The sequence below is a fragment of the Pseudomonas sp. Os17 genome, from assembly GCF_001547895.1.
Lineage (GTDB): Bacteria > Pseudomonadota > Gammaproteobacteria > Pseudomonadales > Pseudomonadaceae > Aquipseudomonas.
On record NZ_AP014627.1, the window covers coordinates 4,332,999 to 4,359,256 of the forward strand.

The following is a 26,258-nucleotide window of genomic DNA, read 5'->3' on the forward strand; positions in this document are numbered from 1 at the left end:
TCAGTGCCCGGCGGGCCAGGCAATCGGGGCCGGATGGGCCAGCCCGCCCCGACACTTGAGTACCCGCAACTGCACGGGGCGACCCTGCACGCTGATCCTCAGGGCCGCCGGCGACGGGTTGTGCGCGGCGTCCAGGGGCCGGTAGGCGAAAGCCAGGGTCTGGCCGCTTTCCGCCGCCACCTGCAAGCGCCGCAGGGCGCGGTCGTCGACTTGTTGCGGCCAGCACAGCACCGCGCCGCAACTGCCGGAACGCAGGCATTGCTCAGCGGCCCACAAGGCATCGCGCTCCCCGGCCTGGATGATCGACAGCTGGCGCACATCCACCCCGGCGTTCTGCCAGGCCTGGGGATAGGGCACGAAGGGTGGCGCCACCAGCACCACCCGCTCCCCCGCCGCGGTCAGCCGCGCCAGGCTCGGCCACAGCAACTGCAGCTCCCCCAGGCCCTGGGCGGCGATGAGGATTTCCGTCAGCGCCGCCTCCGGCCAGCCGCCGGTGGGCAGCACCGCATCCAAGGCGGCATGCCCCGTCGGCTGCAGGCTGGCCGGCGCGGCCGCCGGGCGGCCTTTCCATACCCGTCCGCCATTGAACAGGGTATCCAGTGCGACCACGGCGCCCATCAGCCTGGCCTCACCAGGCCGCAGAACACACCTTCGATAAACAGTTCGTGGTCGGCGCTGACCTCGATCGGCTGATAGGCCGGGTTGCGCGGCAGCAGGCGGATGCTCTGGCCCTTGCGCTCGAAACGCTTGATGGTCACTTCGCCGTCCAGGCGGGCGATCACCGTCTGGCCGTTGCGCACCTCGCTGCTGCGGCGCACCGCCACCAGATCGCCGTCGAGGATGCCGTCATCGATCATCGAATCGCCCTGGACCCGCAGCAGGTAATCCGGAGTGCGTGAGAACATCCCCGGGTCCAGCCACAACTGGCCGTGTATGTCGGCATCGACGCCAATCGGCGCACCGGCGGCCACCCGCCCCAGCACCGGGATCTCCAGCAGCTCCGGGCGCCGCGGCTGATTGAGCAGGCGAATGCCCCGGGCCTGATGCGGGTTGACCTCGATGAACCCGGCCTCGGTCAGCGCCAGCACATGCTTGCGCGCCACGCTGCGCGAGGCGAAACCGAACGCCTCGCTGATTTCAGCGAGGCTTGGGGACTGGCCATGATCGGCGATGCGTTCGCGGATAAAGGTCAGGATGGCACTGCGGCGGGGGGATAAAGTCGTCATGGAGTACATTTGTACTCCTCTCGGATTTATCTGACAAGAACCGCCAATCAGTCCAGGCCATGGTGGGCCAGAAAGCCGCCGACATAGTCGATGAACGCCTGCACCTTGGCAGTCGCCCGCCGGTGACTGGGGTAGACCGCGAGGATGTGCGGCCCGAAGCTGTCGGGGTCGATCGCGTAATCGGCCATCACCCGCACCAGGCGCCCATCAGCCAGGTACGGCGCGGCACTCCACAGCGGCGTGTGTAGCAGGCCGCGCCCGGCCAGGGCATTGGCCAGCAGCAGGTCGTAATTGTCACTGCGCAGGCGTGGCGCCTGGGACTGGGGCAGGCTCAGGCGGTGGCCGTCGCGCTCGACCCACCAGAATTCCCGGCTGAGCAAGGGGTGGCGATACAGCAGCCATTCATGCTCCTCCAGGGTCTGAGGATTCACCGGCCGGCCCTTGCGCGCCAGGTAGGCCGGGCTGGCGCACAGGGCCAGGCGGTTGCTCCCGACCACCCGGGCAATCAGCCCCGGCAGGTCGTCATGGCCTTCGCGCAGGGCCAGGTCGTAGCCGCTTTCCAGCAGGTTGACGAACTCGTCGCACAGGTCCACTTGCAGATTGATCTGCGGGTACTGTTCAAGAAACCCGCCACACACCTGATCGAGAAACGCCTGACCGTAGGCCAGCGGCGCGGTGACCTTGAGGTTGCCGCGCAGACCGTGCTGCAACTGTTCCACCTCCTCGCCCACCTCCTCCATTCGCTGCAGCACCTGGCGCGCGGTCTCCAGGTAGAGCCGGCCGATTTCGGTGAGCACGATGCGCCGGGTACTGCGCTCGAACAAGCGCGAACCCAGCTCCGCCTCCAGGTGGTTGACCGCCTTGGTCAGGGCCGACGGGGTCTTGCCCAACTGCTCCGCCGCCCGACTGAAACTGCCCAGCTGAGCGGTGACTACGAACATCTTCAAGGCATTCCACTTGTCCATGGTTTTTCCATTCAGGCAAAAATGTTTTTCGTGAATCGGCCGTTCTGCCCGCTACGGGCAGCCCCTAATCTGGCGATCAGACGTAATAACAAGGAAATGTTCAATGAAAAAATTGACCCCTACGCTGCTGCTGGTCGCCATGAGTTTTGCCTCATTGGAAGCCATGGCTGCCGCCGATCTGGTGCTGTTCAACGGCCAGATCTTCACCGCCGACCGCGCCCAGCCCAAGGTCCAGGCCCTGGCGGTGGAAAACGGCAAGGTTCTGCAAACCGGCAGCGATGCGCAGATCAAGGCACTGATCGACAGCCACACCCGGGTCGTCGATCTGGGGGGCAAGACCCTGATGCCGGGCCTGATCGACACCCACTCCCACGCGATCTTCGGTGGCCTGGAAATGACCAGCGCCAACCTGCAGGACGAGGTGGTCAGCCTCGACGAACTGGAAAAACGCCTGCGCGCCTGGCGTGACGACGGCAGCGCCCGGCATGCCGACGTGCTCAGTATCGCCGGCATGAGCTCGGCCTACTGGGCCCAGGCCCAGGCCCTGGGCCAGCGTTTCAACCAGGGTGAATGGGCCAGCGTACCGGTGGTATTCACCGGCAGCGATCACCATACCGCCTGGGCCAATGACTTCATGCTCCAGCGCGCCGGAATCGACGCGGCCCTGCTCAACAGCCTGCCCGAGGCCGAGTGCAGCACCATTGGCCAACTGCCCGACGGCCGCCCCAACGGTTTCCTGGTGGACGCCGGCTGGGACCGGGTGGCCGCGAAAATGCCGGTGCCGGCCCCCGAACAGATGCTGCGCGCCGCGCAATCGGCCCTGCACTACAACAACAGCCTGGGGATTACCGCCTGGATGGACCCCGCCGCCAACGCCGCTCCCGGCGAAGCGGTGTTCGCCCTCAAGCCCACCGAGCACACCGTCGGCGTGCTGCCGGCCTACAAGGCCCTGGCCGAGAGCGACGGGCTGACCGCCCACGTCGCCGCATTGCTGGTGGCCAACCCCCGCAGCCGCCCCACCGACCTCAACACCCTGGACAAGGTGCGCCAGCAGTTCCAGGGCATTCCCAACCTGACCCTGCCGGGCATCAAGATCTTCGCCGACGGAGTGATCGAATACCCGGCCCAGAGCGCGGCGATGCTCGAGCCCTACAACAACTCCCACAAACACGGCGAACTGCTGATCGACCCGGCGCATTTTGGCGAACTGGTCAGCGCCATCGACCAGCGCGGCTGGCTGGTGCACATCCACGCCATCGGCGACCGCGCGGTGCGTGAGTCGCTGAACGGCATCGAGCAGGCGCGCAAGGATCGCCAGAGCGGCATCAGCCACTCCATCACCCACCTGCAGATGGTCAACCCCAAGGAGTTCGCCCGCTTCAAGCCGCTCAACGTGATTGCCTCGATGCAACTGCTCTGGGCCTCGGCCGACGACTACACCCTGGACATGATCAAGCCCTACGTCAGTGCCCTGGCGTTCCGCTACCAGTACCCGGCGCACTCGCTGCTCAAGCAGGGCGCGACCATCGCCGGCGCCAGCGACTGGCCGGTGTCGTCTCCCAACCCGTGGAACGCCATGGCCCAGGCCATCACCCGCCAGGGGCCACTGGGGGTGCTCAACGCCGACGAACGCCTGGACCGCGAAACCCTGTTCTATGCCTACACCCTGAATGCCGCGCGCACCCTGGGCCTGGAGCAGCAGATCGGCTCGCTGACCGCCGGCAAGCAGGCCGACTTCATCGTCCTCGACCGCGACGTGTTTGCCGTGGACGAAAAGGCCCTGCATGAAACCCAGGTGCTGCAGACCTGGTTCGCCGGCCGCGAGGTCTACAGCCGCCCACTCTGACCCCGCCCCACCGTTACACCGCCCGCCCCGCGCCCTGGTGACGCCGGGGCACGGCGCCGCCTTGCCCGCTCCCCCCATAACAATCACAACAACGGGAAAACCATGAAGACCCTCAGCCTGCTCACCCTGGGCGCCGTGTGCCTGCTGCCGCAGGCCGGCCACGCCCTGCCCCTGACCGACGACCTGGCCGTGGAACTGGAGCTGACCCTGGCCAGCGACTACCGCACCCGCGGCATCTCCCAGACCCAGAACGACCCCGCGGCCCAGGCGGCCGCGACCCTGCTGCACAGCAGCGGCCTATACCTGGGCACCTGGAGCTCCAATGTCGATTTCGGCGGCGGCCTGAAGACCCGCCAGGAACTCGACTACTACGGCGGCTGGCTGTGGCAGGCCAGCGAGGACCTGAGCCTGGACCTGGGCTACCTGAAGTACAGCTACCCCCGGGAAGCCGGGTTAAACCAGAGCGAGGTGTACGGCATTCTCAGCGTCTACGGAGTCAAGCTGGCGGCCTATTACTCCGACGATGCCCCCGGCATCGACAGCCAGCAGAGCACCCTGTACCGCTACCTCGGCTACGAGACTCGACTGCCGCTGGACCTGGGGCTGCACCTGCGCTACGGCCAGATGGACTTCAAGGACCCGCGGCTGATCCGCGCCTCGGGCCAGGGCGAGGACAGCTACCACGAATGGGAGGCCAAACTGACCCGGGACCTTGCCGGGCTGGAACTGGGCCTGAGCTACATCGACACCGATCTGTCTCGCAGCCAGTGCACCAGCAACTACGGCTTCAGCGACCTGTGCGGGGCGACCTGGGTGGCCAGCGTCAAGAAGACCTTCTGAATGCCCATCCCGAAGGCCGCCGTCGCTGGCAAGCCAGGGCCTGCAAAAGCCTGAGCAAACACCCCGGCAAGGCACCTGAGACCGGTCGGTTAAGCGCTAGAACGAACGAAACATAACCTGTGGCGCGCAAGCTTGCTCCCGTGGGAGCGGCCGACGCTCGGGGGCGTAGCCGTCGCATTTTTGGGGCCGCTGCGCGGCCCAGCGGGAGCAAGCTCCCTCGCCACAGGTACAGTGCTTGCCCTGAACTGACGGGCATCAGGCAAGGCGCCCCGCAAGTCCCGCAGGAGCCGGCTTGCCGGCGAAGCGGCCCGAAAGACCGCCGCCATTGGCTCAGCCGCGCTGCAGGATCCGATCCATGACCCAGTCGGTCTTCAGCGCCTCGCAGGCCTGGGCCGGGTGCACTGCGTCGCCGCGGATGTGGGCGTTCATGCCCTGCACGTGATGCCACTGGATGTGCTCGGGGTGCTCGATGACCAGGCTCAGGGTCTCTTCGGCTTCAAGTTGCAGCGGATGCTCGTCGAACACGGAAAAGGTGATGCGCCCCTGGCTGCCGATGATCTCCACCCGGTCCACCCGGCGGTCGGCGACGAAGTTCCAGGCGCCGCTGCCCAGTGCCCCGCAGGCGAAGCGCCAGCTGGCGCTGACCGCGTCCTCGGCGGCATACAGCCCGGCCTGGCGGCGGCTGATGCCGGCCACCTCGACGATGTCGCCCACAAGGTACTGGAACAGGTCCAGGCCATGACTGCCCAGGTCGGCGAAATATCCGCCACCGGCAATCCGTGGGTCGGTCCGCCAGTTGGCCGCGCCGCTGCGGTCTGCCTCGGAGGCGGCCTTGCTCAGGCTCCAGTGCAGGTGCCGGACCTCACCGATGCGGCCATCCGCCAGCCATTGCCGCACCTGGGCAAAGCGCGGCAGGGAACGCCGGTAATAGGCCACGAACAGGTGCAACCCGGCCTGCTGGAACGCCTGCTGCATGGCCCGGCTCTGCCCGGCATGCAGGGCCATGGGTTTTTCCACGCAGCAATGCTTGCCGGCGGCGGCCACTTGCAGGCTGTAGGCGTAGTGGCTGTCGGGGGGCGTGGCGATGTACACCGCGTCCACCTCGGGGTCGTCGATCAGGGCCTGGGCATCGGTGTACCAGCGGGCAATGCCGTGGCGCCGGGCATAGTCGCGCACCGCCTCGGCGCGGCGGCCCATCACCGCCACCAGCGCTGAACCTGGGACCTTGTAGAAGGCCGGGCCGCTCTTGCGCTCGGTGACGCTGCCGCATCCGATCATGCCCCAGCGCACGGTGCGCAGCGGCCCGGCCTCGGTGCTCATTTCGCCGCTTGCAACGCGCGCAGGTCGAGCTGGCCGTTGTGCAGCGGCGGGCACCAGTAGTAGCCACCGGTGATCGGCCGGCTCATGCGGTACAGGCCGTCGACGATGCCGTCTTCCAGGCCGCTCATGCGCCGCAGCTGGACTTCGAAGGCGTTCAGGCTATGACCGAAGGCGAGGAACATCAGGCCGCCCTTGTCACCTTCGATCCAGGGCATCGAACGACGCACCATGAAGGCCTCAGGGGTGAAGCTTTCCTGGGCGGTGCGCTTGACGTGGGCCGACTCCGGCGCGTCGTCCAGCTCTTCGTTATCGCTCAGGCGCCGGCCGATGATGTGGTCGCGCTCTTGCTGGTGCATCGCGGCAAAGCCCTTGAAGTCGTGCTGCCACTGCTGGATCGCGGCAAAGCTGCCACCGCGCAGGCCGTCTTCACCCTCGGCCAGCGCCGCAGCCACGGCGGCCTCTTCATGAGGGTTCTCGGTGCCATCTTCATAACCGGTCAGGTCGTGACCGCTCTTGTGGCGGAAGGCTTCCTGCATGCCGACCAGACGAAAGGCCGGGGCCAGCGCGGCCTCCAGCTCGTTGCTGCGGTGCATCAGTTCGCCGCGCTCCTCACCGTGCAGCCAGACCCACAGCGCGTGCTGGGTCGAAGGGTTGTCGACACCGACGCCGGTCAGCGCCGGGAACGCCTTGAGCCCTTGCACCCGAGCGCCCAGGGCCTTGACCAGCGATGCGCCAAAGCCGGCCACCGCCGTTGCGCCGTCCACCCGCGCCAGCAACTGGTCGAGGGCCTGGGGCAGCGCCTCAAGGGACTCAAGGGCAAAGAACAAATGACGGGCCTGGGACGGAACGGGTGCAGCGAGGATGCCGGGCTGGTAGTAACTCATGGGAACTCCTGAATAAAGGCGGGGAGTTTACCGCTGTGCGGCGCAGGCGTCAGTGCCGTTGCGCAACGGATTGGCAACCGGCGGCAACAGCACAGCTCCGGCCTGCGCCAAGGGGCCGCCCGGCCCGCCCGGCAGCCGCTGGCGGGCGAAGCCGGGGCGCCCCTAGTGGATCCGATAGTGAAAGGTGTTGCGCACCGCCGGCACCGTCACCGCCCGACCGTCAATCAGCCGAGGCTGGTAGCGGAAGGTCGCCACCGCCGCCAGGGATGGGCGCATGAACAGCGGGTGGCAGCCGTCGATGACCTTGGGGTTCTCCACCCGGCCCTGGGGGTTGACGCTGTATTCCACGGTGCAGTCGCCTTCCAGGTTCTTGTCCAGGGCTCGCTGCGGGTAGTCCGGGGCCTCCTTGCTCAGGGGCTGGTACTGGCGGCTGTCGGCGGCGGCCTGGGCCGCCTGCTGGCGCGCGCGCTCGGCGGCCAGCCGCGACTGTTCGGCGCGCTGGGCCTGGGCTTGTTCCTGGGCCAGGCGTTGCTCGGCGTCGCGCTGGCGCTGTTCGGCGTCCAGGCGCTCGCGCTGCTGGCGTTGCTGCTCCTGCGCCTGCTCACGTTTCTTGTCGTCCACACGCTTGCGCGCCAGGGCCGCCTGTTCCAGCTTCTGCGCCTGCATCTGGGGGTCCACCTGGGGTCGACTCGGCGGCGGCGGAGCCGCTGGCGCGGGCGGTGGTGGCGGTGCCACCTCGGCCACCGCCGGCAGGGGTTCGGCGGGGGCGGCGGGAGGCGCCAGCATCACCAGTTGGGTGGTCAGCACCGCCGGGGCCTCGACCTGGGGTTTGTCCACCGACCAGCCCAGCACCAGCGCCGCCAGCACCCCGGCGTGCAGGGCCAGGGCCAGGGTCGCCGCCAGGCTGTTGCGCCAGAAGCCGGAGGCTTCGGGCCCCATGGGCAGCACTGTGGGGCTGTGGATGATCATCGCCGTCATTGCGGGGCCTCGGTCACCAGCCCCAGGTTGTGCACCCCGCCCTGCTGCAACGCGGCCATGGCCGCCACCACGCTGGCGTAGGCGGCGTCCTGGTCGGCACGGATGTACACCTGGGTGTCGCCGCGCTGGGCAATCACCTGGGCCACCTTGGCGCGCATCTGCTCCAGGTCCACGGCGCTGTCGGTCTGGTGCCGGGTGTCGAGTTCGCTGCCCAGGTTCCAGTAGTAGCCGCCCTCGGCCTTCACCGACAGGGTGAGGATCTGCTGGCGGCTGTCGGTGGCCAGGGCCTGGCTGGCGACCTTGGGCAATTGGATCTTCACCCCCTGGGTGAGCATCGGCGCGGTGACCATGAAGATCACCAGCAGCACCAGCATCACGTCGATGTAGGGCACCACGTTCATTTCCGCCTTGGGTCCGTGCTTGCGTTGCGGCCTGACTAACATCGGCTTGCTCCTTCTCTCAGGCGGCCACGGCCAGGTGGCTCGGGGTGCCCTGCAAGGTGCGGTGCAGGCGCACCTGCAGTTCGTTGCCAAAGGCGTAGTAGCGGGTCAGCAGGGTCTGGCTGCGGGCCGAGAAGCGGTTGTAGGCGATCACCGCGGGAATCGCCGCGAACAGGCCGATGGCGGTGGCGATCAGCGCCTCGGCGATGCCCGGGGCCACGGTGGACAGGGTCGCCTGCTGCACCTGGGACAGGCCGAGGAAGGAGTTCATGATCCCCCACACGGTGCCAAACAGGCCGATATAGGGGCTGACCGAGCCCACGGTGGCAAGAAACTGCAGGCCCTTTTCCAGGCGGGTTTCCTGCTCGCTGATGGCCACGTACAAGGCCCGCTCCACGCCCTCCAGCACGCCTTCAGCGGCGCCGCCGGCCGCGCCGTGCAGGTGGCCGAATTCCTCATAGCCGGCGACAAAGATCGGCTCCACGCCGCCTTCGCCGTCGGCCTTGCGGGCCACTTCGCGGTACAGCGGCAAGAGTTCGGGGGCGTCGCGAAAGCGCTGGATGAACGCGTTGCAACGGCGCTCACGGCCGCGCAGCACGGCGCCGCGCTGGATGATCAGGTACCAGCTGAGCAGGGATGCCAGGAGCAGGGTCAGCATCACCGCCTTGACCAACAGGCTGGCATCGCTGATCAGCCCCCAGATGCTCATGTGTTCGAGTGTGGCTTGCATGGTGAAACTCCTTCGCGGGTGCCCGCCGGGGCCTGAGCCGTGCCGGCGGGGCTATTCGATGACATGCCGATGACCGGGTGATGACAGCCGCTCAGGGCAGCTTCAGGGCCCGGGTGACGTCGGCCCAGGGCACGAACTTGAAGTTCTGGGTCTGCTCGGGCATGCGCTTGCGCCCGTCCTGGACCACCAGCAGGCCCTGGCTCCAGGGCCCGCCGAGGTTGGCCGAGGTGACTTCCAGGCCGTCGGTTTCCGAAGCGCCGTCGATCCCCGCCGCAGCGTTGAGGCCGACCCGGAAGGCACCGTGGGAAGCGAACGGCGGCTCGGCGTCCAGCACCAGGTAGCTGTCGTTGCCCTGGCTGGAAATCACCAGGTAGTCGCGGGCGTTGCTCTGGTACAGGGCCAGGCCCTCGACATCGGCCTGCAACAGGCCGCCGACCTTGATCACGCTGTGCAGGGTCGCCGGTTGTTCGGGGCGGGCGTCCAGGGCCCAGACCCCGACGTCCTCTTCCCCCAGGAACAGCCGCTGGCGCTGGTCGTCGGCGACGCAGCCCTCGGGCTGGCTGGCCACCTTGAACTGGCGCACCAGCTCACCCTGGGCACTGCCGGATGGCGCACTCAGGCGGTACTGGACGAAGGTGCCGTCCTTGTCGTTGGCAATCGCATAGATCTCGCCGCTGGCGGGCTGGAACAGGCACAGGCCGTAGATCGCCTTGAGCGGCGTGGGGATCTCCCCGGCCTCGCGCAGCTCGCCGCTGGCACGGTCGATGGCGAACAGGCTGAGGCTGTTGCGGTCGCGGTTGCTGGCCACGGCCAGGTCCACGGTCTGCTGGCCCAGCTTGAAGTTGGGGCGCACGTCGACGTTGTTCAGGCGCCCCACCGCCAGTTCCTGCAACAGCTTGCCCTGCAGGTCGTAGGCCAGCAGGCCCTGCTTCTTGTTGGTGCCCAGCACCCGGCTCAGGGACGGCTGCTGCGGGTGGACCCAGATCGCCGGGTCATCGGCGGCATCGCCCTGGCGCCCCACCGGTTCGCTCTGCACCGCCGCCTGCACGTTGGGCAATACCGGCGGCAGGGCCGGCGCATGGGCCTGCCAGTCCAGCTGGCCCTGGTACAGGCGGCCATCCTCGTCATCGCGCAGCAACACTTGCAGGCCCTTGGCGCTGGCGCGCAGGGCGATGTTTTCCGGTTCCTTGAGGCCACTCAGGGGCAAGGTGGCCTGGGCCGACCAGCCCTGCTCCTGCTGCTGATAGAGATGCAGTTGCGCGGCTTTCGGGTCCAGGCCCAACACCCCGCCCGGCACCAGGGCCATGGCTCCGGCGCTTTTCCTGATCTCGCCAAAGGGCGCGCGCAGGGCCACCGGCTGGCGCGCGGTGTCCGCTTCGGCGTGGGCCGGGTAGGCCCACCAGCCGACGTTCTGTTCATTGACCAGCAGTTGCTGGGCGGCGTCGTCCACCTGGCAGAACTTGGCCTCCGGCGGCAGCGGCAGGCCACGCACCCGTCGCGGCTCGGCGCTCAGTTGCGCGCCGTGGCCCACCAGCCACTGCTCGCCCTTGCCCTCCTCGCCCACCAGGAACAGGAACAGGTTGCTGGCCTCGTCGCGGTACAGGCACAGGCCGTTGACCGGGAAGTCGCGGGGCGGCAGGTACAGCGGCTGGCCCCAATGCCGGGCCTTCGGGTCGAGGCTCAGCAGCAGTGCCTGCTGGCGTTCATTGTCCAGGCTGGCCACCAGCAGTTGCTGGCCGGCGGCGCGGCTGTCCAGGCCGTTGAACGAGCCCTTGAAGCGGGCCAGCTGGCGGCCCTGTTCATCCAGCAGCAACAGGCCTTCGCGCTCGCTGGCCAGCAGCCGGTCGGCGCCTGTGCCGGCGGGCACGAAGCCCAGCCCGGTGACGCCCGGGGTCTGCTCGGCCCAGGGTTTGAGGGTCAGGCCCGGCACGCTGGGGGCGGCCTGGGCAGCACTGCTGGCCAGGCCAATGCACAGCGCCAGCAGGGTGGTTTTCGCGATCGATACAGTGCTCATCACAATCCTTGGAGGTGCAGTCGGGCAGCGGCCCGGTACTTAGAAATGGGTGAAGGTCAGGCCGAGCTTGTAGGTCGGGCCGTATTCCTCGTACTGGGCGTTGTAGGAGCGGTTGCCGGTGTAGACGAAGTACGGCTGGTCGGTGAGGTTCTGCGCCTCGAAGCTCAGTTGCAGGTTCTTGCTCAGGGAATACTTGGCGCTGAAATCGACGAAGGTCTGGGCGTCCACGTGCAGGTCGTGGGCCTTGTCGCCGATCGAGGCCAGCTCATAGAGGTAGGCCGACTTGTAGTTGGCCGACAGGCGCAGACTGAGCTTGTCGTCTTCCCAGCCGAGCATCAGGTTGCCCACGGTGTCCGACTGATTGGGCAGGTCGATGTCGCGCTTGCGGTTGACCCCGGCCTTCTGGTCGAAGCCTTCGATGCTCGCGCTGGAGCGGCTGAAGGTGCTGTTGGCGCCCAGCAGCAGGCCGTTCCACGGCGCCGGCAGCCAGTCGAACTTCTGCGAGTAGGCCAGCTCCAGGCCATACAGCTTGGCGCTGTCGCCGTTGGCGAAGGTGTGCGCCTCGGAGAACCCGCTCCAGGCGCCGGTGCCGGCCAGGTCGGTGTTGTAGACGAAGTTCTGGATGTACTTGTAGAACACGAAGGCCGAGACGCTGCCGGCGCGGCCCATGTAGTGCTCGATGCCCAGGTCCAGGTTGCTCGACTCCAGGGGCTTGAGGTCGGGGTTGCCGAAGGTCGCCTCGTCGCCGTCGATGACAAAGCCCGGGGCCAGCTGGCCGAAGGTCGGGCGCACCACGCTCTTGGTCCAGGCCGCGCGCAGTTGGGTGTTCTTGTCCAGCTGGTAGCGCGCGTGCAGCCCCGGCAGCCAGTGCTGGTAGCGGCGCTTGGTGTCGGTGGCGGTGAAGGCGCCGTCGGTGACCCCGGTGCCCTTGGCCTCGAACTCGGTGCCCTCGTAGCGCAGGCCGGCAATGAAGCGCCAGTCGTCGATGTCCAGGGTGTTCATGAAGTAGCCGGCGTTGATGTCTTCGCGGATCTTGAAGTCGTTGACCCGGGATTCTTCCTCGTCGTAGAAGGCCGCCGGATTCAGGCCGCCGATCAGTTGCTTGATGGCGCTGCCGCTGATGCCCGGGCCGAAGCGGCCCAGGGAATAGTCCACGCGGCCCTTCTGGAACTGCCCGAGGTTGAGCTGCTGGTCGGTGAAGCCCAGGGTGTCGAAGTCCTTGTAGACCCAGGCTTCCAGGTCGTTGTCCTTGTTGCGCCGACTGACTTTGCCACCGAACTTGAACTGCGCGGCGTAGCCACTGAGGTCATAGTCCCGGGCCAGGTCCAGGCGCAGGTTCTTCTCGGTGTCGGTGGTGTTCTGCTTTTCCCAGTCGACCTTGTCCAGGGTGAAGTTGGCCGCGTCAAAGAAGCCTGAGCCGATCACCGGGCGCGGCTTGCCATTGTCGTAGAAGCCGCTGTCGGAAAAGTCGCTGTTGCCCTTGAAGGTGGCCCCGGCGATATGCGCCGGGCTGTCTTCGCTGGAGCGGCTGTAGCCGGTCTGGCCGCTGAGGGTCCACAGGCCCAGCTGGCGCTCGCCGCCGAACACGTAGGACTGGATCTCCTGGGTTTCTTCGCGCTGCTTGAGCTTGCGCTTGGCCTCGGCGTCGCCGCGCTCCCCGGCCGCCAGCGGGTCGGCGAACTCGATGCTGGTGGAGTTGCGCGTCTCGCTGTCCTTGTAGCGGCTGTAGAGGGTACGCAGGTAGTAGCTGCTGCTGTCGTCGGGCTTGTAGTCGAAGTTCAGGCCGCCGCCGGCCCGCTCGCGGCTGATGGCGTAGTCGCGCTGCTCGAACTCCTGCAGCCTGGCGCCGCGCTCGAAGTCCCAGGCGCCGCCGGTCTCGACGTTGTCGGAGCCGAAATCGCGCTTCTGCCAGCTCAGGGCCGCGGCCACGCCGAAGTTGTCGATGCCGTCGCCGAGGCTGAAGCGGTTGCTCGCCGCGCCGGAGAATTTCGGGCTGGTCTGGCGGGTGTTCTGGTCGTAGCTGGCCTCGCTGCTGCCGCTGTAGAACAGGCCCTTGTGGTCGAAGGCCGAGAGGCTTTTCACGTCCACGGTGCCGCCCAGGGAGTTGGCGTCCATGTCCGGGGTCAGGGTCTTGATCACCGACAGCGACTGCACCAGCTCCGAGGGCAGCACATCCAGGGCCACGGCGCGGCGCGCGCTTTCCGGGGACGGCACCAGGGTGCCGTTGATGGTCACGCTGTTGAGGTCCGGGCCCAGGCCGCGGACGCTGACAAAGCGCCCTTCGCCCTGGTCGCGCTCGATGCTGATGCCCGGCAGGCGCTGCGCCGCTTCGGCGGCGTTCTGGTCCGGCAACTGGGCCACGCCGTCGGCGTGTACCACGCTCTGGATGCTGTCCGAACGCCGTTGTTCCTTGAGCGCCTGATCGATGCTGGCCGCCTGGCCCACCACTTGGACGTGCTCGGTGGCGGCCGTTTCGGCGGCGCTCAAGCGTTCACTGGCGATGGCCATGGCCAGCGCGGTCAAGGTAAAGCTGACCAGCCCGGGACTGCTGCGCTTGTACATGAGGTTCCTCCCCAAGAGTCCGCCAACGCCGGGCAAGGGGCCCGGCAACTGGGAGGGCACGCTAGGGTTGGCGAATGACGGTTCTGTGACAGGCCTGGTCGGCAGGTCGCCAAAACAGTCGTTTTCCCGGGTTTCGCCCCGGCAAATGAGCTGAATTGACCCCTGCGGGAGCGGGCTTGCCCGCAAAAGCCATCACCCGTCGGGCGCAAGTCTTGCGGGCCCCTTCGCCGGCAAGCCGGCTCCTACACATCCGTGGCGCCCCCGCCGCCCCGTAGGAGTGGGCTTGCCCGCGAAGAGGCCCTCGAGGCGGCCCCGTCCAGCAAAAAAAAACGCCTGAACCCTGAGCTGATTCGACCCCTCGACGGTTTTTTCCGCTGTCACCCCACCGTCACAAACATCTGCTGTGCTGGCGCCCTCTCACTCCTGGCAAAAAGGATCGCGGCCATGTTCTGCGTGCTCAAACCCCACCGCTGGAAACTCGCCGTGCTGTTGCTGGCGGCCAATGCCGGGCTGTTGCTGCACCTGGCTTGCGGCAGCCTGAAATCGGTCAGCGAGTGGCAATGGCTGGACATCATCGGCGAAGGCGGCTCGGCGCTGCTGGCCCTGGTCTGGCTCGCACTGGTGCTCAAGAGCCGCCCCGCCGGCCGGGTCACCAACTACCTGGCCCTGGGCCTGAGCTGCATTTTCTTTTCCTGGTGGATCGACAGCCTCGACGAGTTCATCCGCCTGCCCGCCAGCATCACCTGGGACCACTGGCTGGAGTCCGGGCCGATGCCCATCGGCATGATCCTGCTGACCATCGGCATCTACCACTGGCACCGCGAACAGCTGGCCATCAGCGCGCAGATGGAAAAGAAGGAACGGCTGTTTCGCGAGCACCGGCAGTTCGACAAGCTCACGCCCCTGGCCGGCGCCGACTACCTCAAGCGCGAGCTGGCCGCCAGCCTGGAGGACAGTCGCCGCCAGCAGCAGCCGTTGTCGTTGCTGGCCCTGGACCTGGACCATTTCGCCGCGATCAACCAGCACTACGGCCACGCCGAAGGTGACGCGGTGCTGCAGGCCCTGAGCCATGTGCTGCTGCTCAACCTGCGGCGCCAGGACCTGCTGTGCCGGCTGGCCGGCGACCGCTTCGTGGTGCTCTTGCCCAACACCGGCGAGAGCCAGGCCCGGCTGCTGGCCCTGGAGCTGCAACAGGCGGTGCAGGGCCTGGCGCACAAGACCCGGCAACACGGCGAGCGCCTGTACCTGGCGGCCAGCACCGCGGTGGTGATGGCCCTGGAGGAAACCCCGGAGGTCCTGCTCAAACGCCTCAACCTGGCCCTGGCCCGGGCCAAGCAGCCCCTGGCAAAAACCGCCTGAGGCGCCGTCATGACCGTGAAGACCTGCTGGTACGAAAGCGATACCCGGTTCATCCCCGGGCACTATCAACCGGCGACACTGATCGACCTGGCGCTGTCCCGGGACATCGACAGCCACCGCCTGCTGCGCGGCACCGGGCTATTCCACGAGGACATCCTGGCCGGACAGACCCGCCTCAGCCCGCAGCAGTTCCTGGCGCTGATCGGCAACAGCCGGCGCCTGCTGGACGCCGACGACAGCAGTTTCCTGTTCGGCCAGCGCCTGCTGCCCGGGCATTACGGCGCCGCCAGCCACGCCCTGCGCCATGCACAGAACCTGCAGCAGGCCCTGGACGCCCTGGTGCAGCAGCAGGCCCTGCTCAGCCCCCTGCTCAGCCCGCGCCTGGTGCTGGATGAACAGCATGCCTACTGCTACTGGCTGGACAGCTGCGGCGCCGGCGAGCACGGGCGCTTCCTGCTGGAGGCCAGCATGACCGCCCTGGTGGCCATGAGTCAGTGGCTCAGCGGCCAGCGCCTGCCCTGGGAATGCAGCTTCAGCCACGGCGAGCCGCGCTATGTCGAGCAGTACTGGGTGCACCTGGGGGAACAGACCCAGTTCCGGCGGCCCCTGGACCTGATGCGCATCCCCCGGCAATACCTGACCCGGCCCTGGCCCGGGGCCTCGGCCACCGCCGGCCAGGTGGCGCGCCTGGAAGCCGACGAACACCTGCGCCAACTGGGTTTTTCCGGGAGTTTTCTCGATGCCCTGGACCGCTACCTGCAAGCCAACGTGCGGCATGCGCCGAGCCTGGAACAGACCGCCCAGGCCTTCGCCATGAGCCCGGCGACCCTCAAGCGCAAGTTGAGCAAGCACCACAGCGGCTACCAGCAGCAGGTGGACCGGGTGCGCAAGCAGGTGGCGCTGTACCTGTACCAGATCAGGGGCTGGAGCAACGAGGCGGTGGCCGAGTACCTGAACTTCAATGACCCGGCCAATTTCCGCCGCTCCTTCAAGCGCTGGACCGGCAGCACCCCGAGCCTGATCCGGCAGTTGCTGGGCAGCAGCTGAAACGTTTAATCTCGAACCGTGACCGCCTGCGCGCCGCCCGCAGAAACTGCTGAAGGCGCAGCCCATTCAGGCGTATAAACCTGGGAGCGATGGCGTCACTGTCATCCGCGCCGCCGCCATTTCCAACACGGGGTAGAGTCATGACCACAGCCAATGTCCTCACCAACCTGTTTCCCGCTGCCGCCGACATCCCCGAAGCCTATCGCCTGCCCGACCCGGTGGAGCAGCGCGACTACCTGGTGGACGGTGAACTGCGCACCTGGAGCGGCCCCCTGGCCCAGGTCCGCAGCCCGATCTACCTGAGCGGCGCCGACGGCGACCGGCAAGTGATCCTCGGCAGCACCCCGCTGCTGGACGCCGACACCGCCCTCACCGCCCTGGACGCCGCCGTGCGCGCCTACGACCGCGGCCAGGGCACCTGGCCGACGATGCGCGTGGCCGAGCGCATCCAGCACGTGGAAGCCTTCCTGGCGCGCATGCGCGAGCAGCGCACGGCGGTGGTCAGGCTGCTGATGTGGGAAATCGGCAAGAACCTCAAGGACTCGGAGAAAGAGTTCGACCGCACCTGCGACTACATCGTCGACACCATCGGCGCGCTCAAGGAACTGGACCGGCGCTCCAGCCGCTTCGAACTGGAGCAGGACACCCTCGGCCAGATCCGCCGCGTGCCCCTGGGCGTGGCCCTGTGCATGGGCCCCTACAACTACCCGCTGAACGAAACCTTCACCACCCTGATCCCGGCGCTGATCATGGGCAACACCGTGGTGTTCAAGCCGGCCAAGCTCGGCGTGCTGCTGATCCGCCCGCTGCTCGAAGCCTTCCGCGACAGCTTCCCGGCCGGGGTGATCAACGTCATCTACGGCAGCGGCCGCGAGACCGTCAGCGCGCTGATGGCCAGCGGCAAGATCGACATCTTCGCCTTCATCGGCACCAACAAGGCCGCCAGTGACCTGAAGAAACTCCACCCCAAGCCGCACCGCCTGCGCGCGGCCTTGGGCCTGGATGCGAAGAACCCGGGGATCGTGCTGCCCGATGCCGACCTGGACAACGCGGTCAGCGAGGCCGTTACCGGCGCGCTGTCGTTCAACGGCCAGCGCTGCACCGCGCTGAAGATCCTGTTTGTCCACGAAGCCGTGGTCGAGCGCTTCATCGAACAGTTCAACGCCAAGCTCAAAGGCCTCAAGCCGGGCATGCCCTGGGAGCCGGGGGTGGCCCTGACGCCGCTGCCAGAAAACACCAAGGTCGACTACCTGCACACCCTGGTGGCCGATGCCCAGGCCCACGGCGCCCAGGTGGTGAACCCCCATGGCGGCGAGTCGCGGGCGTCGTTCTTCTACCCGGCGGTGCTGTACCCGGTGACCCCGCAGATGCGCGTCTACCACGAGGAACAGTTCGGCCCGGTGGTGCCCATCGTGCCCTACCGCGACCTGGACACGGTGATCGACTACGTCCTGGAGTCGGACTTCGGCCAGCAACTGAGCCTGTTCGGCAGCGATCCGGCGGTGATCGGCCGGCTGGTGGACACCTTCGCCAACCAGGTCGGGCGGATCAACATCAACGCCCAGTGCCAGCGCGGCCCGGACACCTTCCCCTTCAACGGCCGCAAGAACTCCGCCGAGGGCACGCTGTCGGTGCATGATGCGTTGCGCACCTTCTCGATCCGCACCCTGGTGGCGACCAAGTTCCAGGAGCGCAACAAACAGCTGATCAGTGACATCATCCGCAACCGCGACTCCAGCTTCCTGACCACCGACTACATTTTCTAAAAGCGCCTGGCCGGGGCTCGCCACGCGGCGAGTCCCGGCCACAGATCCTGCCACTCATGCCACTGGGAGAAACCAGCCTGGGCCCGTTCAAGTTCCTGCCAAGCATCACCCTGCCCCCCTTGTTGCGCCGCCTGCTGCGTCCCGTGCTGGACCCGTACCGGCGCTACCGTCACGCCCGGCTGATCCACGCGGTGCGGGTCGCCCTCGGCCTGATCGCCACCATCCTCTTGACCACCGGCCTCAACCTGCCCCACGGCGAATGGGCCTCGGTGACCATGCTGGTGGTGATCGGCGGCCTGCAGCACCACGGCAACATCGGCAAGAAAGCCGCCGAGCGAGCCATCGGCACCCTGGTGGGCGCCGGGGTCGGCCTGGTGCTGGTGGTGCAGCAGGCGTACTTCGGCCAGCCCTGGCTGACCTACCTGGGGATGTCGGCGGTGTGCGGCTACTTTTCCTATCACGCCATCGGCAAGGGCGGCTACACCGCGCTGCTGGCGGCGATCACCGTGTTCATCGTCGCCGGCCACGGCGACAACCAGGTCAGCGACGGCCTGTGGCGTGCGGTGGACATCCTCATCGGCATTGCCCTGGCCCTGGCGTTTTCCTTCGCCATTCCGCTGTACGCGGTGTACTCCTGGCGCTACAACCTGGCCAGCGCCCTGCGCGACTGCGCCCAGCTGTACGGGCGGATCGTCCAGGGCCAGTCGGTGACCGACGACGAACACCTCAAGCTCCTGGGCCGGGTCAACGCCGCCATGCTGCAACTGCGTTCGCTGATGCCGTCGGTGTCCAAGGAAGTGCGGATTTCCATGACCGAGCTGGACGCCATCCAGCGCAATCTGCGGATGTGCATCAGCACCCTGGAGATCCTCGGCAACACCCGCCCCGATGCCGGCGACCGGCAGGCCATGGCGCAGATGCAACAGCTGCTCAAGGCCGAACACCGGCAGATTCGCGTGCAGCTGATCGGCATGGCCCGGGCCCTGCAATCGGGGGTTACCCAGCGCCTGGAAAAAGCCGTGGAAGGCAGCCCCGAGAACGCCCTGGAAGCGCCGGTGTATTCGGCCCTGGACGGCTACCGACTGCTCACCCGGCAGCTGGCGGCGACCCTGGGCGAGATGCGCCAGCGCCTGGGCAAGAGCGCCCGGCATTGGAAGATCTAGGCCCTAGGCTTTGTACGAAAAGCCTTGATACTCGGTGATGCTGCGTTGAAAACGGTCTCGTGCGCGGGTCCGATCGGAATGCTCATTGACAACCCGTAAAGTCGAACGCGACCCCGGCCGTTCCTCGAGCGTTTTCGCCTTGCCTGACCTTCGTCTCAAAACTTTTCGCACAGAGCCTAGAACAGCTCGCTGAAGGGAATGAAACGCGCCGAGTCGCCCACCTGCAGGGTGTGGCCCTCAAGCACCTCCAACAGGCCATCGGCCCAGCTGGCCCCCAGCAGCACCCCGGAACTCTGGTTCGGATAGAGCACGGCGCGGCCGTGCTCCAGGCGCGCCCGCAGGTATTCGCGGCGACTGCCGGCCTTGGACCAGGCAAAGGCCACCGGCACTGCGACACTCAGCGGCGCCACCTCCTGCACCCCTTGAATCCGCAACAGGTAGGCCCGGGCCAGCAGGCCGAAGGTCACCAGGGCCGAGGCCGGGTTGCCCGGCAGGCCGATCACCGGCACCTGGCCGAAGTGGCCCACCGTCAGCGGTTTTCCGGGTTTGATGGCGAGCTTCCAGAACAGCGGTCGGCCGTTGTTCCTCAGCACCTGGCCCAGGCAATCGGCATCCCCCGCCGAGACCCCGCCAGTGGTCAGGATCAGGTCCGCGCCATGCTGCAACTGTTCCAGCCTGAGCCGGGTCTGCTGCGGCTGGTCGGGCAGAATCCCGGCGTCGATGACCTCGCATCCCAGGCTGTCGAGCCAGTGACGGAGCAAGGTGCGGTTGCTGTTGTAGATGCAACCGGGGCGCATCGGCGTGCCCGGTTCCAGCAACTCATCGCCGGTGGACAGCAACGCCACCCGCGGACGGCGCACCACTTGCAGCTCGGTGCAGCCCTGGGCCGCGGCCAGCGCCAGCTCGAAAGGCCCCAGGCGCTTGCCGGCCGGCAACAGCACCTGGCCGACACGGTTTTCCTGGCCCTGGGGGCGAATGTTCTGCCCCGGCTTCAGGGCCTGGGTGAAGCGCACCCGGCCATCCTCCTGCCGCTCGACGTTCTCCTGCATCTCCACGCAATCGGCGCCAGCCGGCAGCGGCGCGCCGGTGAAGATCCGCGCACAGCTGCCCGGCTGCAAGGGATCGCCGGGCTGGCCGGCAAAGATCGTCTGCGACACCGGCAGTGGCTGGCCGTCCCAGTGCTGCAGGTTGAGGGCGTAGCCGTCCATGGCGCTGTTAGGCCAGGGCGGTAGGTCCAGGGTCGCCACCAGGTCAGTGGCCAGCACCCGCTGCCGGGCTTTGTCCACGGCCTGGGTTTCACTCTCCGCCAGGCGCTGGGCATCGGCCATGGCCAGCAGGCTGGCCAATGCATCTTCCAGCGGCATCAGGGAACCCTGGCTCATCCGCGAGACTCGCACGCCTGCACCGGCTTGAGGTGCGGCACGAAATTGCACGGCCGGTGGCGGGCATCCAGTTGCTCGGCGAGGATGCCTTCCCAGGCGGTGCGGCAGGCCCCGGTGGAGCCCGGCAGGCAGCACACCAGGGTGCCGTTGGCCAGCCCGGCCAGGGCCCGGCTCTGCACCGTGGAGGTGCCGATATCGAGAATCGAGATGGCGCGGAACAGCTCGCCGAAACCGTCGATGTGCTTGTCCAGCAGGCAGCTCACGGCTTCCGGGGTGCTGTCGCGGCCGGTGAAGCCGGTGCCGCCGGTGATCAGCACCACCTGGATGCGCTCGTCGGCGATCCAGGCCGCCACCTGGGCGCGGATCTTGTACAGGTCGTCCTTGAGCAGGTTGCGCTCGCTCAGGGTGTGACCGGCTTCCAGCAGGCGACTGACCAACAGTTGCCCGGAGGTGTCCGTGGCGTACTCCCGGGTATCGCTGACTGTCAGCACGGCTATGTTCAAGGGTACAAACAACGCATCCGACTTCACGCTCATGTCATTCTCCGACCGGCAAGATAAAAACCATGGGCTCAGGCTAAGGGCGCCAAAGCGCGGCTGTCTAATCGTTCTGGCTGACCGGATTATCGATCCGCTCTATCGTCACCGGCCCCCGGCGGCCCGGCCGATAAGCCGGATCGATCGGCCATTCAACATTTGCGATTGGACGCGTTCGAAAGACAATGCGATGGTTGCGCCACCCACCGGATATGCACCCGACCATGACCCCGACCCGCCCTGCCCCGACCCTCTCCCCGCCCTGCTCGATCCTGCTGCTGGCGGGAGGGCGCGGCTCGCGCATGGGCGGTCGCGACAAGGGCCTGGTGACCTGGCAGGGCCGGCCCTTGATTGCCCATGTGCAGGCCACGGTGCGGCCCTTCAGCGACGACCTGATCATTTCCTGCAACCGCAACGCCGAGCAGTACCGGCCCTATGCCGATCGCCTGGTGGCGGATGAGCAGGCAGACTTTCCCGGCCCCATGGCCGGCGTGCTGGCGGGCCTGGCAGTGGCCCGGCACCCCTGGCTGCTGGTGCTGGCCTGCGACGCGCCGCAGATCGACGGCGCGCTGATCCAGACGCTGCTGGATGCCCGCCCGGCGGACACCCTCAGCCCGTTGATGGTGCAGCAGGACGGACAGTGGCAACCCATGTTCAGCCTGATACCCACGGCCCTGGCAGCCCGCTTGCGCGCCGCCTGGGAGCGCGGCGAGCGCAGCCTGCTGCGGGCCCTCGCCGCCCATGGCCTGAAACCTTTGCCCTGCGCTGCCGACGATCCGCGGCTGAGCAACTTCAACACCCCTGAACTACTGTCTGAAAAAGACCAAGGGCCCGTGGCCTGAACGCCGACGGTGTGCCCCGAGGGTTCGGCCCGGGAAGACTGAACGTCTTTCCACGAACCGGACACCTGCGTTAATACTGACTCCGATTCCCTTCACCACAGGTGCCATTGTGGACATCAAGCAACTCAAGTTTCTGATCGCCCTGGAGCAGACCCGGCACTTCGGCCAGGCTGCCGCGCGCTGCCACATTACCCAGCCGACCCTGTCCATGCGCCTGCGCAACCTGGAGGACGAGCTGGACCTGATCCTGGTGACCCGCGGCCAGCGCTTCGAAGGCTTCACCGAGGCCGGCGAGCGGGTCCTGGCCTGGGCCAAGACCCTGCTGGCGGCCCATGACGGGCTGTTCGCCGAGGCCGCCGCCTGCCGCGGGCAACTGGTGGGTAACCTGCGCCTGGGCCTGGTGCCGCTGAGCGGCTTCAACCCCATCAGCTATGTGCAGAAGCTCTCGGCGAGCTTTCCCGAGCTCAAGTTCAGCCTGTCGTCCGCCAGCTCCGACCGGATCATCGAGGACATCGGCAACAACCAGCTGGACCTCGGGGTCTGCTACCTGGACCACGTCAACCCCAACTACCTGGACTTCTTCGAGATCGGCGAGACCCGGGTCGGCCTGCTCTACGACACCCGGCACTTTCATTTCGAAGGCAGCGAAATGAGCTGGGAAGACGCCGCCGAGCTGCCCCTGGGCATGCTCAGCACCGGCATGCACTATCGCAAGTCCATCGACCTGAGCTTTCGCAGCCGCGGCCTGAACCCGACGCCGATCCTGGAAAGCGATTCCACCTACCAGCTGTTCCAGGCGATCCACGAGGGCTTCTGCTGCTCGATCATGCCCCTGGACAGCGGCCTGGATTCGCCCATCGACAACCTGGCCTTTATCCAGCTGCCGGATGCCAGCGTGCTGGCGCCCCTGGGACTGGTGATGCGCAAGACCGAACCGCGCTCGGCGATTGCCGAAAAGTGCTTCGCCGAAGCCAGGAAGCTGTTTGCGCTCAAAGACTGAATGCATGCCCCGGGCCGCCCATGGCCCGGGGCGAATCGACTGTATCGAGGTGTGGTCATGGTTTGCCGGATCGAACAAACGCAGCAACAACCCGAAGCCAATGCGCCGGCGCCGGCGCCGCAGCGCGTGGCCTATCGCGAGTACAGCCCCGACGGGGTGCTGGCCGAGGCGCCGCTGGCCGCCGAGATCGCCCTGGCGATCACCTACAACGGCCTGAGCCAGGCGGTGATGATGGTGTCCCCCGGCAACCTGGAAGACTTCATTCGCGGCTTCAGCATCACCAACGACATCGTCGGCGACCTCAGCGAAATCTACGACATCCGCCTCAGCCACTTTCCCCAGGCCTGCCAGGCCGATGTGCAGATTTCCAGCCGGGCCTTCTGGGCCCTCAAGGACCATCGCCGGCAGATGGCCGGGACCAGCGGCTGCGGGTTATGCGGCGTGGAGGCCCTGGAACAGGCGCTGCCGCAACTGCAGATACTCGAACCTTCGCCCCTGCCCCCCGCCGAACACCTGCAGGGCCTGCGCGAGCGCATCGAACAGGTCCAGCACATGGCCCGCAGCAGCGGCGCCTTGCATGCGGCGCTGTACTTCGACGAACAGGGCGAGGTGCGCCTGTGCCAGGAAGACATCGGCCGCCACAACGCCCTGGACAAGCTGATCGGCGCCCTGCTGAACGCCGGGATCGATGGCCGCCAGGGCTTCACCGTGGTCACCAGCCGCTGCAGCCTGGAGCTGATCCACAAAGCCGTGCGCGCCCGCCTCGGCACCCTGGTCAGCCTCTCTGCGCCCACCGCACTGACCGTGCAATGGGCCAACAAGCACCACCTGAACCTGATCCACGTGCCCCACCGCAATGCCCCGCGGATCTACAGCCCGATCTGAATCCCCCTCGGTGGCTCAAAACCTGAATCTGTGATCTAGCTGACAGGCCGCGGATTCAGGCCTTGGGAAGGCTGCGCCTTCCAACGGGAGCGAGCGCCCTCACCACAAAAAAGCCTTTCGACATTGCACTCGGTGTAAGCCCCCCAGCGTGGCGAGGGAGCTTGCTCCCGATCGGGCGCGCAGCGGCCGCAGAACCTGAATCCGCGATCCAGCTGACAGGCCGCGGACTCAGGCCTTGGGAAGGCTGCGCCTTCCAACGGGAGCGGGCGCCCTCACCACAAAAAAGCCTTTCGACATCGCACTCGGTGTGAGTCCATCGCCACAAGAAGCGATGCAAACGATTACCAACGTTCGGCCGCCTGCCGGTCGCTCTCGCGCCCGTCGATCCAGCGTTCGCCGCTGGGGGTGACTTCGCGCTTCCAGAACGGTGCGCGGGTCTTGAGGTAATCCATGATGAAGGCGCAGGCCTCGAACGCCGCTTGGCGGTGGGCGCTGGCCACGCCGACAAAGACGATGGGCTCGCCCACCTGCAGCAACCCTACCCGATGCACCAGGCTCACGCGGTTCAGCGGCCAGCGCGCCTGGGCCTGTTGCACGATGCCCTGCAGCGAGCGCTCGGTCATGCCCGGGTAGTGCTCCAGGAACAGGCTCTGCACCGAGTCACCGAGGTTGAGATCGCGCACATAGCCAACGAAGGTCACCACGCCGCCGACACTGGAGTCGCCGGCCTGCAGGCCGGCAGTGAGTTGATCCAGGTTGAAGGCCTGGGTCTGCACCTGAATGCCCATGCCTCAGCCCCCGGTCACTTGGGGAAAGAAGGCGATTTCATCGAAGTCCTCGATCACCGCGTCGAGCTTGCACAAATCCTGGTTCAGCGCGCACATCAGGCTGTTCTCCCCCAGCACCGCGGCCCAGGTTTCACCCCGGGCCATCAGTCGCCGGCGCAGGTCATCGACGGTGCGCAAGCCGGCGTCCAGGGGCAGCTTCTCGCCGCCGCTGCCCAGTTGTTCGCGGTAGCGGGCAAAGTAGTTGACCAGAATCATTGTGCTGCTCCTGCGATGAAAACCCCTGATTTGCCGCCCTGCTTGCTCAGCAGGTGCAGGCCCTCGATGACCATGCCGCGGTCCACCGCCTTGCACATGTCGTAGATCGTCAGCGCCGCGACGCTGGCGGCGGTCATGGCTTCCAGTTCGACCCCGGTGGCGCCGTTGAGCCGGCAGCAGGTGGTGATCTGCACCCGGTCCGGCGGCAGCGCCTGCAGCTCGACGTGGATACCGCTGAGCAGCAACGGGTGGCACAGGGGGATCAGTTCGTGGGTCTTCTTCGCCGCCATGATTGCGGCGATGCGCGCCACGGCGAACACGTCGCCCTTGGGGTGCCCCTGGTCCTGGATCAGTTGCAGGGTGGCCGGGAGCATGCGCACCCAGGCCCGGGCCTGGGCCTCGCGTTCGGTGGCCGGTTTGGCGGTGACATCCACCATGCTGGCCCGGCCTTGGGCATCCAGGTGAGTGAGTGGGTTCATGTGCAACCTCGGATAAGGACAGTGGTTCAGCTCAGGACATAGTCCACCGGCAACAGCACCGGCGGCAGTTCGGTGGCCCCCTGGGCCTCGAGGATCTCGCGCTCGATGTTGCGCACGATGGCGTTCAGCGGCAGGTCGTTCTCGTCGTGGCCAAAGGGGTCTTCCAGCTCGTCGCCAATGGCGTCCAGGCCGAAGAAGGTGTAGCTGACGATGGCGGTGAAAATCGGCGTCAGCCAGCCCAGGGGCTCGGCCATGGCAAAGGGCAGGAGGATGCAGAACATGTAGCTGGTGCGGTGCAACAGCAAGGTGTAGGGAAACGGCAGCGGCGTGCTCTTGATCCGCTCGCAGGTGGTTTGCGCGCCGGTCAGCGCCGCCAGGTGGTTGGCCAGCAGCTGGTAGCGCCACTCGCTGATCCGGCCCGCCAGGGCCTGCTCCGAACACTGGCGCGCCACCTGGCGCAGGAGGCTGTCCGGCAGGTTGCTGGTGGTGGCCGGCGGCAGCTGGCTGAGCCAGGTTTCGGCGGCGCCCAGTTCATCTTCCTGGCGCAGCCGGGCCTTGAGGGCCTGGGCAAAGCCGCACAGGTCGCCGAGGATCGCGCGGCGCGCCCCGGCCTCCTCCAGCACCTGGGTTTCGCGGATCAGCGAGCGCACCTCGGTGACCAGCGTGCCCAGGGCCTTGCGCGCCTCATACCAACGGTCGTAGCAGGCGTTGTTGCGAAAGCTCATGAAGATCGACAGCGACAGGCCGAGCAAGGTGAAAGGCGTGGCGTTGACCTTGGAAAAGTACGCCGGGTGCAAGGTCTCGATCAGCACGATGGCCGAGGCCAGCAAGGTCACCAGCAGGCTGCGCAAGGCGATGCGCTTGGCAATCGAGCCCTTGAGGGAGATCAGCACGCTGATCAGGTTGGGTTTGGATCGGACGATCATCGCGGCGAAACCTGTGCACGAAGGA

At 67.1% G+C, this 26,258-nt stretch carries 25 protein-coding genes; 9 read left to right on the forward strand and 16 right to left on the reverse strand.

The annotated features are described in order from the left end of the window. The 3 genes from imuA to POS17_RS19000 are packed head-to-tail and all read right to left on the reverse strand — an operon-like array spanning position 1 to position 2,191. Positions 1 to 618: a translesion DNA synthesis-associated protein ImuA gene (gene imuA, locus POS17_RS18990; RefSeq protein WP_060840004.1), complete on the reverse strand. Its 618-nt coding sequence runs from the start codon at positions 616 to 618 to the stop codon at positions 1 to 3. Next, positions 618 to 1,235: a transcriptional repressor LexA gene (gene lexA / locus POS17_RS18995; RefSeq protein ID WP_060840005.1), complete on the reverse strand. Its 618-nt coding sequence runs from the start codon at positions 1,233 to 1,235 to the stop codon at positions 618 to 620. Before lexA ends, imuA begins: the two co-directional genes overlap by 1 nt. A 38-nt stretch (positions 1,236 to 1,273) precedes the next feature. Continuing rightward, a complete protein-coding gene (locus POS17_RS19000) occupies positions 1,274 to 2,191 on the reverse strand; it encodes a LysR family transcriptional regulator (RefSeq protein ID WP_060840006.1) in 918 nt (305 codons plus the stop codon). 103 nt (positions 2,192 to 2,294) lie between these two features. Here POS17_RS19000 and POS17_RS19005 point away from each other — a divergent pair, with 103 nt between their 5' ends. Both POS17_RS19005 and POS17_RS19010 read left to right on the forward strand, forming a co-directional pair. After that, positions 2,295 to 4,037, forward strand: a complete 1,743-nt coding sequence (locus POS17_RS19005; protein WP_060840007.1) for an amidohydrolase — start codon at positions 2,295 to 2,297, stop codon at positions 4,035 to 4,037. A 102-nt stretch (positions 4,038 to 4,139) separates the two neighbouring features. Continuing rightward, positions 4,140 to 4,877 (forward strand): TorF family putative porin, encoded by a 738-nt coding sequence (locus POS17_RS19010; RefSeq protein ID WP_060840008.1) that lies wholly within the window; start codon positions 4,140 to 4,142, stop codon positions 4,875 to 4,877. A gap of 330 nt (positions 4,878 to 5,207) precedes the next feature. Here POS17_RS19010 and POS17_RS19015 read toward each other — a convergent pair whose 3' ends face one another. The 7 genes from POS17_RS19015 to POS17_RS19045 form a co-directional block, all read right to left on the reverse strand. After that, on the reverse strand, positions 5,208 to 6,176 hold the full coding sequence (locus POS17_RS19015; RefSeq protein WP_173655950.1) for a Gfo/Idh/MocA family protein: 969 nt from the start codon (positions 6,174 to 6,176) through the stop codon (positions 5,208 to 5,210). 17 nt (positions 6,177 to 6,193) lie between these two features. After that, positions 6,194 to 7,081 carry a Dyp-type peroxidase gene (locus POS17_RS19020; RefSeq protein WP_060840010.1) on the reverse strand — a complete coding sequence of 296 codons (888 nt, stop codon included), beginning with the start codon at positions 7,079 to 7,081 and terminating at the stop codon, positions 6,194 to 6,196. A gap of 162 nt (positions 7,082 to 7,243) precedes the next feature. After that, positions 7,244 to 8,059: an energy transducer TonB gene (locus POS17_RS19025; RefSeq protein WP_060840011.1), complete on the reverse strand. Its 816-nt coding sequence runs from the start codon at positions 8,057 to 8,059 to the stop codon at positions 7,244 to 7,246. Further along, on the reverse strand, positions 8,056 to 8,502 hold the full coding sequence (gene tolR, locus POS17_RS19030; RefSeq protein ID WP_060840012.1) for a protein TolR: 447 nt from the start codon (positions 8,500 to 8,502) through the stop codon (positions 8,056 to 8,058). Before tolR ends, POS17_RS19025 begins: the two co-directional genes overlap by 4 nt. Positions 8,503 to 8,518: 16 nt before the next feature. Next, positions 8,519 to 9,229, reverse strand: coding sequence for a protein TolQ (tolQ, locus tag POS17_RS19035; RefSeq protein ID WP_060840013.1), 711 nt, complete (start codon positions 9,227 to 9,229; stop codon positions 8,519 to 8,521). A gap of 91 nt (positions 9,230 to 9,320) precedes the next feature. Next, positions 9,321 to 11,243: a phytase gene (locus tag POS17_RS19040; RefSeq protein ID WP_060840014.1), complete on the reverse strand. Its 1,923-nt coding sequence runs from the start codon at positions 11,241 to 11,243 to the stop codon at positions 9,321 to 9,323. 39 nt (positions 11,244 to 11,282) lie between these two features. Next, positions 11,283 to 13,805, reverse strand: coding sequence for a TonB-dependent receptor (locus tag POS17_RS19045; RefSeq protein WP_060840015.1), 2,523 nt, complete (start codon positions 13,803 to 13,805; stop codon positions 11,283 to 11,285). Positions 13,806 to 14,249: 444 nt separating this feature from the next. On the opposite strand from POS17_RS19045, the gene POS17_RS19050 reads away from it, so the two are divergent. The 4 genes from POS17_RS19050 (at position 14,250) to POS17_RS19065 (ending at position 19,140) form a co-directional block, all read left to right on the forward strand. Then, positions 14,250 to 15,164, forward strand: a complete 915-nt coding sequence (locus tag POS17_RS19050) for a GGDEF domain-containing protein (RefSeq protein ID WP_060840016.1) — start codon at positions 14,250 to 14,252, stop codon at positions 15,162 to 15,164. A 9-nt stretch (positions 15,165 to 15,173) separates the two neighbouring features. Continuing rightward, entirely contained in the window at positions 15,174 to 16,211 is a 1,038-nt protein-coding gene (locus POS17_RS19055) for an AraC family transcriptional regulator (RefSeq protein ID WP_060840017.1), read from the forward strand. Between the two features lie 140 nt (positions 16,212 to 16,351). Further along, positions 16,352 to 17,977, forward strand: a complete 1,626-nt coding sequence (locus tag POS17_RS19060) for an NADP-dependent glyceraldehyde-3-phosphate dehydrogenase (protein ID WP_060840018.1) — start codon at positions 16,352 to 16,354, stop codon at positions 17,975 to 17,977. A gap of 122 nt (positions 17,978 to 18,099) precedes the next feature. Continuing rightward, positions 18,100 to 19,140, forward strand: a complete 1,041-nt coding sequence (locus POS17_RS19065; protein ID WP_060841978.1) for an FUSC family protein — start codon at positions 18,100 to 18,102, stop codon at positions 19,138 to 19,140. Between the two features lie 176 nt (positions 19,141 to 19,316). Here POS17_RS19065 and POS17_RS19070 read toward each other — a convergent pair whose 3' ends face one another. Both POS17_RS19070 and moaB read right to left on the reverse strand, forming a co-directional pair. Beyond that, complete coding sequence (locus POS17_RS19070) at positions 19,317 to 20,522, reverse strand: molybdopterin molybdotransferase MoeA (RefSeq protein WP_060840019.1); 1,206 nt, start codon at positions 20,520 to 20,522, stop codon at positions 19,317 to 19,319. Then, positions 20,519 to 21,058, reverse strand: a complete 540-nt coding sequence (moaB, locus tag POS17_RS19075; RefSeq protein ID WP_060840020.1) for a molybdenum cofactor biosynthesis protein B — start codon at positions 21,056 to 21,058, stop codon at positions 20,519 to 20,521. Before moaB ends, POS17_RS19070 begins: the two co-directional genes overlap by 4 nt. 224 nt (positions 21,059 to 21,282) lie before the next feature. Between moaB and mobA the strand changes: the two genes are divergently transcribed. The 3 genes from mobA to fdhD all read left to right on the forward strand — a co-directional run bounded on the left by mobA (position 21,283) and on the right by fdhD (position 23,785). Beyond that, entirely contained in the window at positions 21,283 to 21,900 is a 618-nt protein-coding gene (gene mobA / locus POS17_RS19080; RefSeq protein WP_060841979.1) for a molybdenum cofactor guanylyltransferase MobA, read from the forward strand. Between the two features lie 109 nt (positions 21,901 to 22,009). After that, positions 22,010 to 22,900 (forward strand): LysR family transcriptional regulator, encoded by an 891-nt coding sequence (locus POS17_RS19085; protein ID WP_060840021.1) that lies wholly within the window; start codon positions 22,010 to 22,012, stop codon positions 22,898 to 22,900. A 57-nt stretch (positions 22,901 to 22,957) separates the two neighbouring features. Further along, the gene (fdhD, locus tag POS17_RS19090; RefSeq protein ID WP_060840022.1) at positions 22,958 to 23,785 is read left to right on the forward strand and encodes a formate dehydrogenase accessory sulfurtransferase FdhD; all 828 of its coding nucleotides are present in this window, start codon (positions 22,958 to 22,960) and stop codon (positions 23,783 to 23,785) included. Positions 23,786 to 24,126: 341 nt separating this feature from the next. Here fdhD and moaE read toward each other — a convergent pair whose 3' ends face one another. From moaE to POS17_RS19110, 4 genes are read right to left on the reverse strand one after another with little or no spacing between them, the layout of a single operon-like run. Beyond that, positions 24,127 to 24,573 carry a molybdopterin synthase catalytic subunit MoaE gene (moaE, locus tag POS17_RS19095; RefSeq protein ID WP_060840023.1) on the reverse strand — a complete coding sequence of 149 codons (447 nt, stop codon included), beginning with the start codon at positions 24,571 to 24,573 and terminating at the stop codon, positions 24,127 to 24,129. Between the two features lie 3 nt (positions 24,574 to 24,576). Further along, the gene (locus POS17_RS19100; RefSeq protein WP_060840024.1) at positions 24,577 to 24,828 is read right to left on the reverse strand and encodes a MoaD/ThiS family protein; all 252 of its coding nucleotides are present in this window, start codon (positions 24,826 to 24,828) and stop codon (positions 24,577 to 24,579) included. Beyond that, on the reverse strand, positions 24,825 to 25,307 hold the full coding sequence (gene moaC, locus POS17_RS19105; protein WP_060840025.1) for a cyclic pyranopterin monophosphate synthase MoaC: 483 nt from the start codon (positions 25,305 to 25,307) through the stop codon (positions 24,825 to 24,827). Before moaC ends, POS17_RS19100 begins: the two co-directional genes overlap by 4 nt. Positions 25,308 to 25,333: 26 nt before the next feature. After that, positions 25,334 to 26,233, reverse strand: coding sequence for a bestrophin family protein (locus tag POS17_RS19110; RefSeq protein WP_060840026.1), 900 nt, complete (start codon positions 26,231 to 26,233; stop codon positions 25,334 to 25,336). Positions 26,234 to 26,258: the final 25 nt, after the last annotated feature.